Annotated in this window: 16 protein-coding genes and 1 pseudogene; 8 read left to right on the plus strand and 9 right to left on the minus strand. The window is 70.4% G+C overall.

The features are described from left to right. Positions 1-50: 50 nt before the first annotated feature. Positions 51-299, minus strand: a complete 249-nt coding sequence (locus tag OG410_RS02700; protein WP_329297596.1) for a hypothetical protein — start codon at positions 297-299, stop codon at positions 51-53. Between OG410_RS02700 and OG410_RS02705 the strand changes: the two genes are divergently transcribed. Next, the gene (locus OG410_RS02705; protein WP_329297597.1) at positions 298-1863 is read left to right on the plus strand and encodes an alpha/beta hydrolase; all 1566 of its coding nucleotides are present in this window, start codon (positions 298-300) and stop codon (positions 1861-1863) included. The two genes, OG410_RS02700 and OG410_RS02705, sit on opposite strands and share 2 nt — an antisense overlap. 173 nt (positions 1864-2036) lie before the next feature. Next, on the plus strand, positions 2037-2504 hold the full coding sequence (locus tag OG410_RS02710; protein WP_329297598.1) for an HIT family protein: 468 nt from the start codon (positions 2037-2039) through the stop codon (positions 2502-2504). A gap of 160 nt (positions 2505-2664) precedes the next feature. On the opposite strand, the gene OG410_RS02715 is transcribed toward OG410_RS02710, so the two are convergent. Together OG410_RS02715 and OG410_RS02720 are read right to left on the minus strand one after the other, a co-directional pair. After that, positions 2665-3120, minus strand: a complete 456-nt coding sequence (locus OG410_RS02715; protein ID WP_329297599.1) for a VOC family protein — start codon at positions 3118-3120, stop codon at positions 2665-2667. A 285-nt stretch (positions 3121-3405) separates the two neighbouring features. Further along, positions 3406-3909: a hypothetical protein gene (locus OG410_RS02720; RefSeq protein ID WP_329297600.1), complete on the minus strand. Its 504-nt coding sequence runs from the start codon at positions 3907-3909 to the stop codon at positions 3406-3408. A 176-nt stretch (positions 3910-4085) separates the two neighbouring features. Here OG410_RS02720 and OG410_RS02725 point away from each other — a divergent pair, with 176 nt between their 5' ends. Both OG410_RS02725 and OG410_RS02730 read left to right on the plus strand, forming a co-directional pair. Continuing rightward, the gene (locus OG410_RS02725) at positions 4086-4598 is read left to right on the plus strand and encodes a GNAT family N-acetyltransferase (RefSeq protein ID WP_329297601.1); all 513 of its coding nucleotides are present in this window, start codon (positions 4086-4088) and stop codon (positions 4596-4598) included. A gap of 161 nt (positions 4599-4759) precedes the next feature. Next, the gene (locus OG410_RS02730; RefSeq protein WP_329297602.1) at positions 4760-5932 is read left to right on the plus strand and encodes a hypothetical protein; all 1173 of its coding nucleotides are present in this window, start codon (positions 4760-4762) and stop codon (positions 5930-5932) included. Positions 5933-6002: 70 nt separating this feature from the next. Here OG410_RS02730 and OG410_RS02735 read toward each other — a convergent pair whose 3' ends face one another. Together OG410_RS02735 and OG410_RS02740 are read right to left on the minus strand one after the other, a co-directional pair. After that, the gene (locus OG410_RS02735) at positions 6003-6983 is read right to left on the minus strand and encodes a phosphotransferase family protein (RefSeq protein ID WP_329297603.1); all 981 of its coding nucleotides are present in this window, start codon (positions 6981-6983) and stop codon (positions 6003-6005) included. Positions 6984-7121: 138 nt separating this feature from the next. Further along, entirely contained in the window at positions 7122-8258 is a 1137-nt protein-coding gene (locus OG410_RS02740) for an FAD-dependent oxidoreductase (RefSeq protein ID WP_329297604.1), read from the minus strand. Positions 8259-8477: 219 nt separating this feature from the next. On the opposite strand from OG410_RS02740, the gene OG410_RS02745 reads away from it, so the two are divergent. After that, positions 8478-9107 (plus strand): TetR/AcrR family transcriptional regulator, encoded by a 630-nt coding sequence (locus OG410_RS02745; protein WP_329297605.1) that lies wholly within the window; start codon positions 8478-8480, stop codon positions 9105-9107. 70 nt (positions 9108-9177) lie between these two features. On the opposite strand, the gene OG410_RS02750 is transcribed toward OG410_RS02745, so the two are convergent. Continuing rightward, positions 9178-10074 carry an arginase family protein gene (locus OG410_RS02750; protein ID WP_329297606.1) on the minus strand — a complete coding sequence of 299 codons (897 nt, stop codon included), beginning with the start codon at positions 10072-10074 and terminating at the stop codon, positions 9178-9180. Between the two features lie 18 nt (positions 10075-10092). On the opposite strand from OG410_RS02750, the pseudogene OG410_RS02755 reads away from it, so the two are divergent. The 3 genes and pseudogenes from OG410_RS02755 to OG410_RS02765 all read left to right on the plus strand — a co-directional run. Then, positions 10093-10197 (plus strand): annotated as a pseudogene (locus OG410_RS02755) (winged helix-turn-helix transcriptional regulator); the annotation flags it as partial. A gap of 275 nt (positions 10198-10472) precedes the next feature. Then, positions 10473-10829: a PRC-barrel domain-containing protein gene (locus OG410_RS02760; RefSeq protein ID WP_328458709.1), complete on the plus strand. Its 357-nt coding sequence runs from the start codon at positions 10473-10475 to the stop codon at positions 10827-10829. Between the two features lie 27 nt (positions 10830-10856). Then, positions 10857-11030, plus strand: a complete 174-nt coding sequence (locus tag OG410_RS02765) for a hypothetical protein (protein WP_329297607.1) — start codon at positions 10857-10859, stop codon at positions 11028-11030. A 48-nt stretch (positions 11031-11078) separates the two neighbouring features. On the opposite strand, the gene OG410_RS02770 is transcribed toward OG410_RS02765, so the two are convergent. Genes OG410_RS02770 through OG410_RS02780 form a run of 3 tightly spaced genes read right to left on the minus strand, consistent with a single transcriptional unit; the run spans position 11079 to position 14601 of the window. Further along, complete coding sequence (locus tag OG410_RS02770; RefSeq protein ID WP_329297608.1) at positions 11079-12581, minus strand: pyridoxal phosphate-dependent decarboxylase family protein; 1503 nt, start codon at positions 12579-12581, stop codon at positions 11079-11081. Beyond that, the gene (locus OG410_RS02775) at positions 12578-13942 is read right to left on the minus strand and encodes an MFS transporter (RefSeq protein ID WP_329297609.1); all 1365 of its coding nucleotides are present in this window, start codon (positions 13940-13942) and stop codon (positions 12578-12580) included. Before OG410_RS02775 ends, OG410_RS02770 begins: the two co-directional genes overlap by 4 nt. Further along, positions 13939-14601 (minus strand): TetR/AcrR family transcriptional regulator, encoded by a 663-nt coding sequence (locus tag OG410_RS02780; protein WP_329297610.1) that lies wholly within the window; start codon positions 14599-14601, stop codon positions 13939-13941. The genes OG410_RS02775 and OG410_RS02780 overlap by 4 nt, the downstream gene beginning before the upstream one ends. Between the last annotated feature and the right edge of the window lie 28 nt (positions 14602-14629).

Raw genomic sequence — 14629 nt, forward strand, 5'->3', positions numbered from 1 at the left:
CCTCGTAACCGCTGGTCACAGGCGGGATCGTCTTGGGGTGTCTGGCGTGATCACGTCTTGGAACCGACCTGGGCAGCCCCGCTCACGGGGCTGTCGAACAGCACGCTGCGGTGGGGCGCGTTGCCGGTGCCCGTACCGGGTTCGAGTTCCGCGTCCGGCAGTTCAGGGTCAAAGCCGTGGCTGGGCCATTCGGCTGCCGTCGTCTGGCGTCCCCCGTGGATCCCGGTGACGTTGGCACGGAAGCGTGCCGGTGTCCGCATGGGGCGGCGTCGGACGCCTGCCGTGAAAGGACCGGGCATGTACAGATCGGTACTCAGAGGGAGCCGTCGCGGGGGCGCCGCGGCTGTCGCCGTGCTGGCGGCCTTCACATCGGCACTGGCCGGGCAGCCCAGTGCCGCCGCCGAAGGCGGTGCCGCACCCTCCGTGCCGGCGTCGAAACTGCACTGGCGAGCCTGCGCCGGGAACAGCTCGTACGACTGTGCGACCGCACGTGTCCCGCTGGATTACGGCAAGCCCCGCGGGCGCACCATCGAACTCGCGGTCGTGAAGCGGAAGGCGACCGGCCCCGGCCGGCGGATCGGGACCCTGTTCTTCAACCCGGGCGGACCGGGCGGACCGGGAACCGTCCAGATGCCGCAGAACTACGACTTCTTCCCCGAGAAGGTCCGGGAGCGGTTCGACATCGTGAGCTGGGACCCTCGTGGAATCGGCAACAGCACGGCAGTGAACTGCTTCGCGAGTCCCGAGGAGGCCGAGGCCTGGAGCGCGAGCAAACCGGCCGGCTTCCCGGTCGGCCGGCAGGAACGCCAGGAATGGATCTCCGCGTACCGGAAGCTGGGGCGCCTGTGCGACGAGCGCGACCCCGAACTGCTGCGCCATGTCTCGACCGAGGACAGCGCCCGCGACCTCGACCAGCTCCGCCGTGCGGCGGGCGACCCGAAGCTCAACTACCTCGGCATCTCGTACGGCACCATCCTCGGCGCCACCTACGCCAATCTCTTCCCCTCACGGGTCCGCGCCATGACCCTCGACAGCAACATCGCCCCGACGGCATGGACGAACCGCGCCTCGGACGACGCCCGGCTGCCGACGTTCCTGCGCATGGGCTCCGACCACAGCGCCGCGGCCACGCTGGAGCAGTTTCTCGAACTCTGCGGATCCCGCCCGGCCCAGTGCGCGTTCTCCGCCGGCAGCCCGCGGGCCACCAGGAAGAAGTTCGACCAGCTGACGGCACGCCTGCGGGCGCATCCGGTGGGCACCTGGACATATGCCAGGACGGTGGCGGACACGATCAACAGCCTCTACATCGTCCACCCCGGATGGACCCAACTCGCCGTCAGACTCCAGGACCTGTGGCAGGGCAGAGAGCCGCAGCCCGCCACCCCGGACACGTCACCTCTCCCCTACCCGATCCCGTACCTGGGCGAGGAGCAGGCCGGGGCCGTGTTCTGCGGAGACAGCCCCAACCCGCGTGATCCCCAGGTCTACCACCGGCTCGAAGAGGCGAGTGCGGCCCGGACAGGCGACGCCGGACGCTTCTGGACATGGGCCGCCGAGCCGTGTGCCACCTGGCCGGCGACGGCCGCCAACCGCTACACCGGCCCGTGGAACAAGCCCACGTCCAAGCCCATCCTCGTAGTCGGCACCGCCTACGACCCCTCCACCCCCTACCGCGACGCGCAGGCCATGGCCAGGGAACTGGCCGACGCCCGCCTGCTCACCAACACCGGCTACGGGCACACCGCACTGCTCAACCCCAGCAGTTGCATCAACGCACACGAGAGCCGCTACTTCATCGACGGCACCCTCCCGCGCCCCGGAACGAGATGCGCTCAGGACACTCCGCCCTTCTCCGCGCCCTGACACACACGGGACGCCTCCGGGAGAACGAGCCGGTCCGTGCCCGGAAGGGCGGCGCGGACCGGCTCGGGGACGCGGTGGCGGCGCGAACTCCTTCGGGAAAGAGCCCTCCTGACGTGCCTGCCGACGGAGGCCGACAGGCATTTCCCCATGCGACAGTTCTACGATCACGGTTCATGACGACTCCCGACTGCTTTGCATGTGGCCAGGAAGCGGAGTTCGACGACCTTCCGCCACGCGAGTGCGTGACATATGACCAGCACTGGCGGGTGGCCCACGCCTTCAACACCGCACTGCCGGGCTGGCTGGTGCTCCTTCCTCGACGCCACGTCGCCGCGGTTCATGACCTCACCGACGACGAGGCATCCAGCCTGGGGTTGTGGCAGGTCAAGCTCTCCCGGGCCCTCCGAGCCATGACTGGGTGCGCGAAGACCTACGTCATCCAATTCGCCGAGGCCGAAGGATTCGCGCACGTGCACTTCCACATCGTTCCGCGCGCGGAGGATCTGCGGCCAGAGCATCGCGGGCCGGGCGTTTTCGAGCTGCTTCGGCGACCGGAGCCCGAGCGTGTATCGGCCGACCAGGCAGACCGGATTGCCCACTCTCTCCGATCTCGACTCCAAGGTCACCCGAACCCTCGGTAGGCGGCCTGGACCGTGTCGCGCACGCAAGCGAGAGTGACCGGTCGGTTCCAGAGGCAACGTGCCGTCGCGAGCCGCTACGACAAGGTCGCGGTCTACTGCGAGGCGACCGTCCTCGTCACCTGTTCAGCAGACGGCCGTGAGCAGCATGACCGAACGACTGCTAGACAACGTCGAATTCGTTGCCCTCGGGGTCCTGCAACTGGACGGCGTAGTGCCCCATGTCCGGCGCATCCGTGATCCGGACCACGCTGGCGCCGGCTTTGACGAGTCTGTCCACTGTGGCGGTGACCCGCTGTGTGCGGACCGCCAACGGGACGTCGCGCCCGCCGCCGACCTTCAGGTCGAGATGGATTCGGTTCTTGGTGGCTTTGGGTTCTGGAACGTGCTGGAACCACACCCGGGGCCCTTGTCCCGCGGGATCGACGATCGACTCCGGGACGTCGCCCGCACCCGCGGGCAGCTCCTCCTCGGGCACGCCCATGTCTTCCCAGTACTCCCGCCACGTGGCATGGCCACCCGGCGGGGGTTCGGGTACGTATCCCAGAGCCTCGCTCCAGAACGCGACCAGCCTCGGCGGGTCGGCGCAGTCGATCGTCAGTTGCAGCGTCATCTCCATATCCAGAGCCTGACAGACACCTCTGACATTCATGCCGCACCGACCCCCACCAAGCGCGCGGACGCCAGCGGCCCGCATCTGCCCCGCTTCGCCACCTGAGCCCATCTGACCTCGTACGAGGAACTCCTGGCCGCCTTCGGCAGACCCGACCAGGCGCGCATGGACGAGGCATACGGCGACCTCATGGGCTATGACAACTACTACTGGGGCGCGCAGAAGCTGGTGAGGCGGGACGCTGTGTCAGTCAGTGTGTTGCGGGCAGGAGTCCGAAGCGAAGCACCGCCCTCATTCCCAGAGGTCGGCTCCGTCGCGCCCGCTGGGATCCGTCGTCAGGAGGTCTTCGTGCAGGCCCGACAGGGGCCGCTCAGTCGGAGAGCCGTCTTCACCCGACTCCATGACCACCCAGCCGGCCTCCACACCCGACACGTGCGCGTCTCCGCCCGCGTCCAGTACTTCGATCGTCGCGAACACCGCCTCGTAGGCCACGGATCGCACCAGGCGAACAAGGTCCCCGCGGTCCGCCCCGGCGGCAAGAAGCCGCTGCGCGGAGGGCAGTTGATCGAGTGAGCCGGGGTCGGCCCAGCCGTCGATCGCACCCTGCCACAGGCTCCGCAGCAGCACGGATCGCGTGAGCTGCGGAAGACCCTCGACGACCTCCGACTTGATCAGGCCGACAGGATCCGCCACGCCGAGGGCACTGAACCGGGCACGCAGCGACTCCGCGGCAGCCTGCCGAGGCGCGTCCAGGCTGTTCAGCCATTCCTGCCACGCCGATTGAGGATCACTCACGACAACAGGATGCCCCACGGTCGGGAGGCAGGACGATCGGGGCACTGTCCCCTCCGGCGCGCCAGGCACCGTGGTTCACGGAGCTGCGAACGAAGCCGCCTTCAAGAATCGCCATCCCCGTTGAGCCCGTCGCGGCGCGCGCCGCTTCGAGGCCGGTCGCACTAGGGTCACACGCCATGACCGTGCTGCGTGGCGCTTCCGTCGTTCTCCGGCCCACCCTCCAGGACGACGTCCCCGCGCTGGCCGCCATCCGGGCCACGCCGGAAGTACGTGCGCGATGGCGGGGTGGGGACGATCTCGAGGCGGAGCTCACGGCCGATCTGCAGGACGCCGACACCCGGTGCCTGACAGTGAACCATCAAGGGCGGATCATCGGCATGATCCAGTGGCACGCCGAGGAGGAGCCGGACTACCGGCACGCCGGCATCGACCTCTTCCTCGATCCCGCGGTGCACGGCAGGGGCCTGGGCACCGACGCCGTACGGACACTGGCCTGCCACCTCATCGATGACCACGGCCATCACCGCCTGATCATCGACCCGGCGGCCGACAACGCCGCGGCGATCCGCTGCTACGCCAAGGTCGGCTTTCGCCCGGTCGGCATCATGCGGCGGTACGAGCGTGGCCTGGACGGCAGTTGGCACGACGGCCTTCTCATGGACCTTCTGGCCGACGAGGTGGTGCGCTGATCACCGGCGGCCACCGACCGGGTTGTACAGGCGCCTCGCCGAAGCTGCGCCGACTGCCGGACGGTGACGGCGGCCGGTAGGCCTCGATGGCGGGCGGACGGCGGGCGGCGGCCATGGGGACCTTGGCTGCCCCCTCGCCCGGCCGCCGTTAACATCACGGCATGTCGATTCGGAAGCAGACCGTGCCGCCGAGGCCGCTCATGGTCGGTGACGTCGTGAGCGCTCGTTCGCGCAGTCTTGGGAGGTGGACGGCCGCTCAGATAGTCCGACTCGATGCCGATTCACAGACGGCGGCCGTGCTCGAGCTGGACTGGTCGGGACCCGAACCGTCGTCCGTGGCCGACCTCGGCGATGTCGTCCCGCTCAGGCTGACCCACCACGCGTGGAACGGGACGCTGTCCTTCTGCAACCACACCTGGGTGCTGCCCCGCAGCCACAGAGTCATCGGAGCGATGCCCCTGCTCCATGACGAACCGTCGAACTCCTGGGCCTCCGGATGGCACCTCGGCGACCAACTCGCCCGACAACGGCGGTGGGACAACGGCCTCCACGAGGACCCGGTCGAAGCCTGGAAGGCGGAGTACACCGGAGAGACGGTCAATGAATTCCTCAGCCGGTCAACAGCACCACAAGCGCAGGTCACACAGTTGACGATCACGGACATCGACTCCCTCGACTGCGCTCAACTCGTCCGGTGTTTCCCCGAGGTGACCTGGCTCCATCTGCATGGGCGTCTTGGCCTCCTGTCCGCCGCGGGCGAGCTGAACAGGTTGTCCTCCCTCCAGAGGATCCGCATCGCCGACCTGTTCGGCATGACCGGAGAGGACAGTCTTCGACCGCAGCGCGTGCCGGAGCTGGAATCGGTGGACCTCTACAGCGTCCCTGCCGAATACGCCTCGGCCATGCGCGGTACCTGGCGACCAGAGATCCCGGCAGGCACCTACGTGTCCGTCCACCAGGCCCGCAAGGCCGCATGGGTCGAGGAGAACCGGAACAACCCGTTGCGCGACTGGGACGGCCGCGAGCCGATCAGTACCACCGTCTACAAGCGGGCTGTCGCCCAGTACAAGACGACGCGGACGGCGATCCTTCAGGTGCTCGCCGAAGAGTCCGCAGTCGACCGACTGAACCGCGTGGAGGAGATCGGGCGTTCCTACGGTGAGGCGTTCAATCAGCTCGACCGCCGATCGGGCTTCATCGAGACGGTCGAGCGCGAAGAGCTCTTCGCCGCCCTGGACCACATCGTGAACGAGGCCGAGGCACTCCACGGCCCCGGCCACGAAGACGTCCGTGCCGGCCTCGTCTCGGGAGTCGAGTCCGTCCGGGACTGGTAGTTCGTGCTGCCGGCGTTGGGCATGCCGCCCTGGGGTGAGGCGGTGCGGGTGAAGGGGCTTCGGGCAGGGTCTACGCGTAGCGCTCGAACAGGGCAGCCATGTAGTTCTCGAGCCTGCTCGTCAACAGGGCAGGGGTCAGATCCGTGCGGCCCAGTTCGCGCCAGGGGACGGCGACCTTCTCCGCGTCCGGGGCGAAGGCCAGGGCGTCGATGAGCCTCCAGTACAGGTGCGCCGAGCGCCGTTCGGCCAGTCGCCCTCCCGCGGCGAGGTACCGGTCCGCGAAGCTCATTCCCAGGGGAACACCGTGGAGCAGGGCCAGGGCTGTCGAACAGTGGGCCACATCGAGGTCGGCCGGTCCCCACGAGGTCTCCACCCAGTCGACCACACCGCTGAGACGGAGGTCGTGCCCCTCGCCTTCGAAGAGAACATTGCCCGGGTGGAAGTCCCGGTGGAGGAAACAGGACCGGTGATCGGGAGGACCCTGCCGGATGACATCGACGGCCCGCTGCCACAGCTCCGGCCGCAGCGTGGACTCAGGTGGCGTCACCCGTTCCGGCGAAGTCCAGGCCTGCCAAGTCCGCGGCCTCGCCTGTGCGGGGACCTCGATCCGATGAATGCGCAACAGTTGCGCGGCCAGCAGATCAGCCCGGCGCTCAGCATCTCGATCGTCCAGGCGGACGGACCCGGGCAGCGACGACATCAGCAAGGACGGGTAGTCGCAGCGCGTCCCGGCCGAGTCGACGTCCACGAGCACGGCAGCGGGCACGGACGTCTCCCCGAGCAGGCGCAGAATCGCGGCTTCGCGGGACAGCAAACCATCCGCGTGCCGGACGTAGAAGGGCTTCTCGAAGGACCGCAGCACCAGAACCCGCCGACCGTCGGGCCCCGAAATGCGCAGGCTGCGCATGTGCGAGGTCCAACCACCTCGCAAGCGCTCGGCACCTTCTATCCGCTCCCCTTCAGCGAGCCTCTTCTCCACCCACGATCGCGTGGCACCCCAGTCATGCGCCTCACGATCGTCTCCGGCTCGCCCGTCCTCACCCTTGATCATGAGGGGCAGGCTATCGACACCGTGGACGGACGACACATCCTTGGCACGCATCGCGAGGCGCCGACCCGTCCGGGCGGCCTCGCTTGCCTGTTGGGGCGATTGACGCGTCACCGTGATGGGTCATCAGCGGCCGTACGGTCAGTGGTTGTCGCCCTCGTTCGGGCCGTGCGGTTCGTCGGAGAGCAGGTCTTCGGCGCGGCCGTCGAGGGCGTATTGCATTTCGGCGGAACGGGGCAGCATGGTCTTCTCGTAGCCCTGGACGGCATCGTCGATGGTGTCGTGGCGGGCGAGGGCGAGAGCGAGTTCGCAGGCGTCGAGCATGGCGAGGTTGACGCCGACGCCGAGCGGGGGCATGAGGTGGGCGGCGTCCCCGAGCAGAGTGACGGTGGGGTTGTGTTCCCACGTGTGGGGGACGGGCAGTGCGTACAGCGGGCGGTCGATGTAGGGGCCGTCATTGTCGCGGAGCATCTGCCGCAGGCGGGGGGACCAGTCGCGGTAGCGGTCGAGGAGGACGGCCCGGATGCCGTCGGTGTCCTGGGGTGTGAGGCCCCCGGCGGTGATCCAGTCGGCGGGTACGCGCTGGATGACGTAAACCCGGATGTGGTCGCCGCTGTTGCGCTGGGCGAACAGACCGCGCTCGCCGTCGCCCGCGGCGGCGCTGCCCCGGCCGACGAGTTCCGCGAGGTCAGGGTGCCGGTTGTCGACGTCGTGGAACCACGCCTCGAGGAAGCTGATGCCGGTGTACCGAGGCGTGGCGTCGGAGAGGACGCGGCGCACCTTGGACCAGGCGCCGTCGGCGCCGATGACGAGATCGGCCTCGACGCTCGTTCCGTCGGTGAAGCGCAGCAGACGGGGTCCCTGAGAGGGGCCGCCGACCGAACGCAGGGTGTGGCCCCAGCGCACGGTGCCGGGCTGGAGGGAGTTCAGGAGGAGGTCGCGGAGCTGTCCGCGGTCGATCTCGGGCTTGAAGCGCTCGCCTTCCCCGGGGAGGTGATGGAAGCCGATCGTGCCCGTCGCGTGGTCGAGTTGGCGCATCTCCTGCCCTTCGGGGCGGCAGAGACGGAAGAAGTCGTCCAGCAGTCCGGCCTCGCGCAGGGCGATCTGGCCGTTGTCCTCGTGCAGATCGAGGGTGCCGCCCTGGTCGCGGGCCTCCGGCCCGGCTTCGTGGTCGTAGACGGTGACGCTGATCCCGTGCTGCTGGAGGATCCGCGCGCAGGTCAGACCGCCGGGGCCGGCTCCGACGACGGCGATGCGGGGGGTGGGGTCGGTGTTCATGGTGGTGCTCCGTTCGTGCGGGGCGGCGGGGCGCTGGGGCCTGCCGCGGGAAAGGGAGCGGTCACGGACATGGCTGATCACTCCATTCGGGCAGAGGGAGGTGAGGTGCAAGGGGGCCGGGCAGTGCCTCGCGGCCACCACACCAGAAGAGCACACCGAATCAATAAGTGCAACAACTCAACTTTTTAATCGAGACAACTAGTGGTGTAGATTGCTTCTATGTCCGAACCCACCCGCCTGGCCGACAGCGCCCCGGCCCCCGTAGGGCGCCGCGAGCGCAAGAAGGCGGCCACTCGCCAGGCCATCGCCGACGCCGCACTGCGCCTGTTCCTGGAGCGCGGCTACGACGACGTCGGCATCCGCGAGATCGCCGACGCCGCAGACGTGTCCACCACCACGCTCTTCAAGCACTTCCCCGTCAAAGAGGCGCTCGTCTTCGACCAGGAATCCGATCTGGAGGAAGGCCTTCTCGCCGCCGTACGCGAGCGGCCCCCGGGCCAGTCCATCCCGAACGCCCTGCGCGAGCACGCACTGCGCCGCCGCAGGGCAGGCGCCGAAAGCGATCCCCGCTTCGCCACCTTCCTCGCACTGGTGAACAGCACCACGGCCCTGCGCGACTACCACCAGGCCATGTGGCTACGCCACACGGCCGCGCTCGCCCAGGTGATCGCCGAAGAAAGCGGCCTCCCCGCGGGCGATCCCGCCTGCACCGCACTGGCCCACTTCGCCCTCGAAGCACCGCACGCCGCCCGCGCCCACGACGACCCCCAGCAGGTCATCACCAGAGCCTTCGACCTGCTCGACAGGGGATGGCGCGACCTCGGAAGCGAGGAAGCGGGCCCGAGCTGAGGAACGGGAGCGCTGCCGACGCGGCGCCAGAGGGTCGCGAGCCGGAAGGCGGCCTCTTTGGGCCTGTCGTTCAAGCGCCGGTGAAGGCCGTCTGGAGGAGGTCGGCGAGGAGGGCCGCGCAGGAGCCGTCGGGGTCGAGATCAGGGTCGTAGATGGTGAGGTTGAAGCCGACGCACCGCTCCGATCGCACCAAGGTCCGCAGCAGCGCGGCGAGTTCGTCGGGCAGCAGCCCGTCGGGGTCGGGGCTGTCGACGGCGGGCATGACGGACGGATCCAGCACGTCCGCGTCCAGATGAACCCAGAACCCCTCGGTCACGGGCACCTCGAGAGTCTGCAGAACCGCGCGCGCCAACTCCCCGGCGCCCCACTGCCGGATCTCCCCGACCGTCGCGTTCATGATCTTCAACTCGGTGAGCTCGGCCCGCTCGTCGTCGTAGTCCCGGATGCCGAGGACCCGTACATCGTCGTCCCTGACATACGGCCGCAGCCCTTCGAGGTCCGTCAGGTCCCGCTGGCCACGGCCGGTCGCGAGGGCCAGCTCCTCGCCGCCCGCGGCACCGACCCGGTCGGAGTTGCCCGGGTGCCGGAAGTCCGCGGATCCGTCGATGACGACGAGTCCGTACCGTCCGATGCGGCGGAGGGCGAGCGAGGCGCCGAGCTGGATGGAACAGTCCCCGCCCAGGACGACCGGGAAGTCTCCCGCCCGGACATGGTGCTCGACACGGTCGGCGAGCTTGCGGCTGTACGCGGCGATCGCCTCGGCGTTGAACACACCGCCGCCCTCCGCCCATCCGCCGCGGTCGTAGCGGGGCGGCACGACGACTCCGCCCTCGTACGCCCCGAGCCGCTGCACCAGCCGTTGCTCCCGCAGCGCGCCCGCCAGTTTGTAGCACCCGGGCACGGTGCCTTCAGCGGGCGGCCGGAGGCCGAGATTGGACGGGGCGTCGATGACGACGAGACGGCGCATCCGGCCATTCTGGCTCCGCGGCGGCTGCAGTTCAACGGACTGGTCGACCGGCAGGCGGACCCCGACGCACCTTCACGGGTCGAGTACCAACTCACCACTCTGGGAGGGACGTTGCCTGCACCGGCATGCGTGCGTCGGTCGGCAACGACCCCTGTCTGGTGGGCAAGGAGGACGGCAGTCTGCACCGGATCCCGGTGGTGGACGCGGTCACCGGGGCACGGGAGAACGTCCACCGCACGCGCGTCAAGGGGCAGCACCTCCCGGGACCTGTCGACGACCTGCACGACGAGCTGCGCTCGATCGCCGGCACGCGGAAAGGGCCCACCCCCTGCCGTCAAGGCATCAGACCCGCGATCGGGGGAACCCCCGAAGGGGAACCCCCGCATCGGAGGCACATGATGTTCGAGGCAGGTGACATCCGCGAATGGCGTGGTCACGACGTGGTGGACCCCGGTGGCCACAAGATCGGCACCCTGGAGTCCGTCTACGTCGACACGGCCACCGACGATCCTTCCTTCGCCACCGTGACCGTGGGCCTTCCCACCCGCCGCCGCCTGGTGTTCGTCCCCCTGGACCGGGCGACCGTCGGCCCGGGCTACCTGAGGGTCGCCCACGACCGGAGTCTGGTGAAGAGGGCCCCCTCCATCGACACGGACGGTGTGCTGCCCGCCACGGACGAGCCGGAGGTCTTCGCGCACTACGAACTCGAGTACACGCCGGGTGTCAAGGGCGAGCGGCGTCTCGCCCGTCGCTGATCCGCGCCGAGAGCCCGGGAGGGCCCGATGAGCCTGTTTCTGTTCCTGATTCTCGTGGCGGTCGTCCTGGGCATCATCGGGGTCGCCGCCCACGGACTGTTCTACCTGCTGGTCATCGGCGTCGTCGTCCTTGTCGCCGATCTCGTCTACGGAGGGATGCGCCTGCGCCAGGGCGGCCGGAAGCAGCGCACGGCGCGGTGAGCGCGGCGCCGCCCCGGCCGACGCGGACCGGTTGTCCCGGCCCGGCGCTCAGCCGCCCAGGTAAGGGCTGTAGAGCGCGGACAGGAAGCGGGTGACGATGACCTCGCGGGTCGTCGCCGGGAGGGCGTCCAGAAGGCGGTTGACCGGGGCCATCCGGGCCGCGTTGTCGCCGCTCAGGTCGACGCCCGCGGCCGGGAGCAGTGCCGCGAAGGAGGCGTTGTCGAGTTCGGTCAGGTCCACCTGCCGGAGCAGGTCGACGATGTCCGCGGGCGGCGTCGGGGGCCCGAGCGGACGGACCACGTCCACGCATTCACGCAGGACGGCGAGCAGGTCCTCGACGCCCCGCTCGCTGACCCCGGTGAGGGTCAGGTGCAGGTTGGCCGGCAGCCCGTCGAGGCTGAGCTGCGGCTGGAGGAAGAATCCCCGGGCGCGGGTCTCGTCGGCGAGGGCGAAGAGGTCGAGCGGGGTCTCGGCCGCCGGATCGGTGCCGATGGCGACCAGGGTGGCCTCGGGGGTGCCGAGGACGGTGAGGCCGTCGATCTCCTGGACGCCGCCGATCAGTGCCCGGGTCGCGGAGAGGGCGGCGCGGCCCAGTTCGCGGTAGCCGTCGGCGCCGAGGGCCTGAAGGGTGGCCCACGCCCCGGCGAGCGGGCCGGCCCCCTTGCTGCTCTGGATCGTGGAGTTGACGACGCTGTAGCCGGGCCAGGTGGCGCAGGCGTAGTAGGCGTCGAGACGCAGGGCCTCGTCGCGGAACAGCAAAACGGAGGCGCCCTTGGGGGCGTAGCCGAACTTGTGCAGGTCGCAGGAGAGGGAGGTGACGCCGGGGACGGAGAGGTCGAAGGCCGGGACGGGCGCGCCGGCCTCGGCGAGCCAGGGCAGCAGCCAGCCTCCGACGCACGCGTCGACGTGGCAGGGGATGCCGCGGCCGGCGGCGTCGGCGGCTATCTCGGCGACGGGGTCGATGACGCCGTGGGCGTAGGAGGGTGCGGAGGCGACGACGAGGACCGTGTTCTCGTTGCAGAGTTCGGCCATCGCGGCGGGGTCGGCGCGGTAGGTCACGGGGTCGACGGGTGCGCTGCGCACGGTGACCCGCAGATAGCTGCCGGCCTTGTGGAAGGCGGCGTGGGCGGTGACGGGCACGACGATCTCCGGGGCCAGGACGTCCGGGCGGGCGTCCCGGGCGGCCTTCACCGCGAGGATGATCGATTCGGTTCCGCCGCTGGTGAAGATGCCCGGGGTGGTGTCGTCGCCGCCGAGGCGGGTGGCGGTCGCGCCGACGACCTGGCGTTCGAGGGCGACGATGCTGGGGAACGCGGTCGGGTCCAGACCGTTGACCTCCATCATCGTCAGGTAGGCCTGTTCGGCGGCCTCGCGTACTTCGGGACGGCCGCTGTCGTAGACGTAGGCGGTGGTGTTGCCGCCCCGGGTGGGCAGGTCGGCGGCGGTGAGGACGGCGAGTTCGGCGAGGAGGTCGGCGCCGGAGCGGCCGGTCTCGGGCAGGCCCGGATGGGCGGCCGGGGCGTCGGCGGCGGTCTGCTGAGGGGTCGTCATCGGGTGGTTTCCGTTTCTCGCACGGCGCGGCGTCGGCCGTAGGCGCGCAGGGCGGGCAGGGAGAGCAGCATGAGCAGGGCGGGGACGAGACTGAAGCCCAGGAGGATCCCGGTTCGCGCGGTGGCGGACTGGGCGACCGGGTGGTCCAGGGTCGAGGAGACGAAGCCGGTGGCGGCCAAGGCGATCGAGTAGGCGCCGGGGCCGGCCGCGAGACCGACGGTCTCCCCCGCCGTCCACAGTCCGGTGAACGCGCCGGACTGGACCTGTCCGGTCCTGGCGGTGTCGGCGTGCACCGTGTCGGGCAGCAGGGCGAGCGGCAGGACCTGGAGGGCCGCGTAGCAGACACCGAGCAGCCCGCAGAGCGCGAGCGTCGCGGCGACCGCGACGGTTCCGCTGCCGCTTCCGGCGGCCGGGAGCAGGGCGGCGGCGCCGAGGGCGTAGCCGCAGGTGGCGACGGTGAGGCAGCGCAGCCGTCCCCACCGTCCGGCGGCCTTGGCCCAGAGCGGGACGGCGACGGCGCTGGGTGCCACCAGGCAGACGAAGAGCATCGAGGTCAGGCCGTAGCCGCCGAGGCGGTAGGTGGCGACGTACGGTGCGGCGGCGAGCATGATCGCGACGGCCGCGGCCTGGAGCACGAAGGAGAGCAGCAGCGCGAAGAACGCGCGGTTGCCGCGTGCGGTGCGGAAGGCTGCGACCAGTCCGAGGGGTTCGGGTCCGGGCCGTGAGCGCACCCAGCGGGTGCCGAACGCGGGCACCAGCAGGACCGCCGCGATGACGAGGCCCACGGTCAGCCCCATCGCGCCGTATCCCTTGCGGCCTCCGCCCGCGGCGTCGACCACCAGGGGTGCCGCACCGCCCGCGACGAGGATGCCCAGGGTCAGGAAGACGATCCGCCAGACCATGATCCGGGTGCGGACGGACGGCACGGGGGACATCTCGGCGGGCAGGGCGACGTAGGGCACCTGGAACAGGGAGAAGGCGCTCGCGGCCAGGACGAAGGTGACCGCCACCCACACCGCCGCGCCCGTGCCGGTCATCGGTGACAGGAACATCGCCGCGAACGCGGCGGGCAGCGCGAGCGCGCCGGCGACGAGCAGCCGGGTCCGTCGGCCGGTGCGGACGGCCTCACGGTCGCTCGCCGCCCCGACCAGCGGGTTGAACACGGCGTCCCAGGCCTTGGGCAGGGTGACGACGAGTCCGGCGATGCCGGCGGGGACGCCGAGCGCGTCGGTCATGAAGTAGAGGAGCAGCAGGCCGGGAACGGTGGAGAAGACGCCGGTGCCGACCGAGCCGAGTCCGTAGACGAACAGGCGGCGCCGGGTGAGGTCGCCGACGGCCGGGGGGACCAGGGCGGTCGTCATCCGCGCTCCCGGTCGCGCGGCTGCGGGGCGGCGAGCCCCAGTTCACGCAGGACGAGGGCGCGCAGGTGGGCGCGGAAGCGCGGGACCTCGGAGCGGATGCCCGAGCGGCAGAAGCCGTGGGTGCTCCACAGCACCGTCCAGACGGTCATCTCGACGTCGGCGGGCTCGGCGGATCCGGCCCGCGGCGCGGACGGGACGACCTCGCGCACGGTGTCGCCGACCGCGTCGATGAGCGGCCGTGCGTAGGCGGCCTCCAGATCCGCGAACTCGGCGGCGTCCGAGAGCCAGCGGCGCATCCACAGGGCCGGGATGTGCGGCTGGTCGAGACAGAAGTCGAGGTAGCGGTCGACCAGGCCGGTGACGGCCGCGGCCGGATCGGTGGGCGCGAGCTCCCGGAAGGCGGCCAGCGCGTCCGTCAGCACCCGCTGCTCGGCGAGGTGGGCGCGGAGCATGACCTCCCGGTAGAGGTCCGGCTTCCCGCCGACGTGGTAGGCGACGGTGGCCATGTTCAGCCCGGCCTCGGCGGCGATCCGCCGCGTGCTCGTGCCGTCGTAGCCGTGGTCGGCGAAGAGGGAGGTGGCTGCCGCGATGATGCGTTCGCGGCTGGCGTCGGCGGGCGGTGGGGCCGGGGCCGGTGAGGCGGGTGGCGAGTCGGACATGGCGGGGAGGATATGCCGCCGGGAGGCG

Origin of the sequence: Streptomyces sp. NBC_00659, from assembly GCF_036226925.1 — a bacterium.
Lineage (GTDB): Bacteria > Actinomycetota > Actinomycetes > Streptomycetales > Streptomycetaceae > Streptomyces.

Coding starts and splice junctions, on each gene's coding strand:
- OG410_RS02705 (WP_329297597.1), top strand. CDS start 298: ATGTACAGATCGGTACTCAGAGGGAGCCGTCGCGGGGGCGCCGCGGCT.
- OG410_RS02700 (WP_329297596.1), bottom strand. CDS start 299: ATGCCCGGTCCTTTCACGGCAGGCGTCCGACGCCGCCCCATGCGGACA.
- OG410_RS02710 (WP_329297598.1), top strand. CDS start 2,037: ATGACGACTCCCGACTGCTTTGCATGTGGCCAGGAAGCGGAGTTCGAC.
- OG410_RS02715 (WP_329297599.1), bottom strand. CDS start 3,120: ATGGAGATGACGCTGCAACTGACGATCGACTGCGCCGACCCGCCGAGG.
- OG410_RS02725 (WP_329297601.1), top strand. CDS start 4,086: ATGACCGTGCTGCGTGGCGCTTCCGTCGTTCTCCGGCCCACCCTCCAG.
- OG410_RS02730 (WP_329297602.1), top strand. CDS start 4,760: ATGTCGATTCGGAAGCAGACCGTGCCGCCGAGGCCGCTCATGGTCGGT.
- OG410_RS02735 (WP_329297603.1), bottom strand. CDS start 6,983: ATGATCAAGGGTGAGGACGGGCGAGCCGGAGACGATCGTGAGGCGCAT.
- OG410_RS02740 (WP_329297604.1), bottom strand. CDS start 8,258: ATGAACACCGACCCCACCCCCCGCATCGCCGTCGTCGGAGCCGGCCCC.
- OG410_RS02745 (WP_329297605.1), top strand. CDS start 8,478: ATGTCCGAACCCACCCGCCTGGCCGACAGCGCCCCGGCCCCCGTAGGG.
- OG410_RS02750 (WP_329297606.1), bottom strand. CDS start 10,074: ATGCGCCGTCTCGTCGTCATCGACGCCCCGTCCAATCTCGGCCTCCGG.
- OG410_RS02760 (WP_328458709.1), top strand. CDS start 10,473: ATGTTCGAGGCAGGTGACATCCGCGAATGGCGTGGTCACGACGTGGTG.
- OG410_RS02765 (WP_329297607.1), top strand. CDS start 10,857: ATGAGCCTGTTTCTGTTCCTGATTCTCGTGGCGGTCGTCCTGGGCATC.
- OG410_RS02770 (WP_329297608.1), bottom strand. CDS start 12,581: ATGACGACCCCTCAGCAGACCGCCGCCGACGCCCCGGCCGCCCATCCG.
- OG410_RS02775 (WP_329297609.1), bottom strand. CDS start 13,942: ATGACGACCGCCCTGGTCCCCCCGGCCGTCGGCGACCTCACCCGGCGC.
- OG410_RS02780 (WP_329297610.1), bottom strand. CDS start 14,601: ATGTCCGACTCGCCACCCGCCTCACCGGCCCCGGCCCCACCGCCCGCC.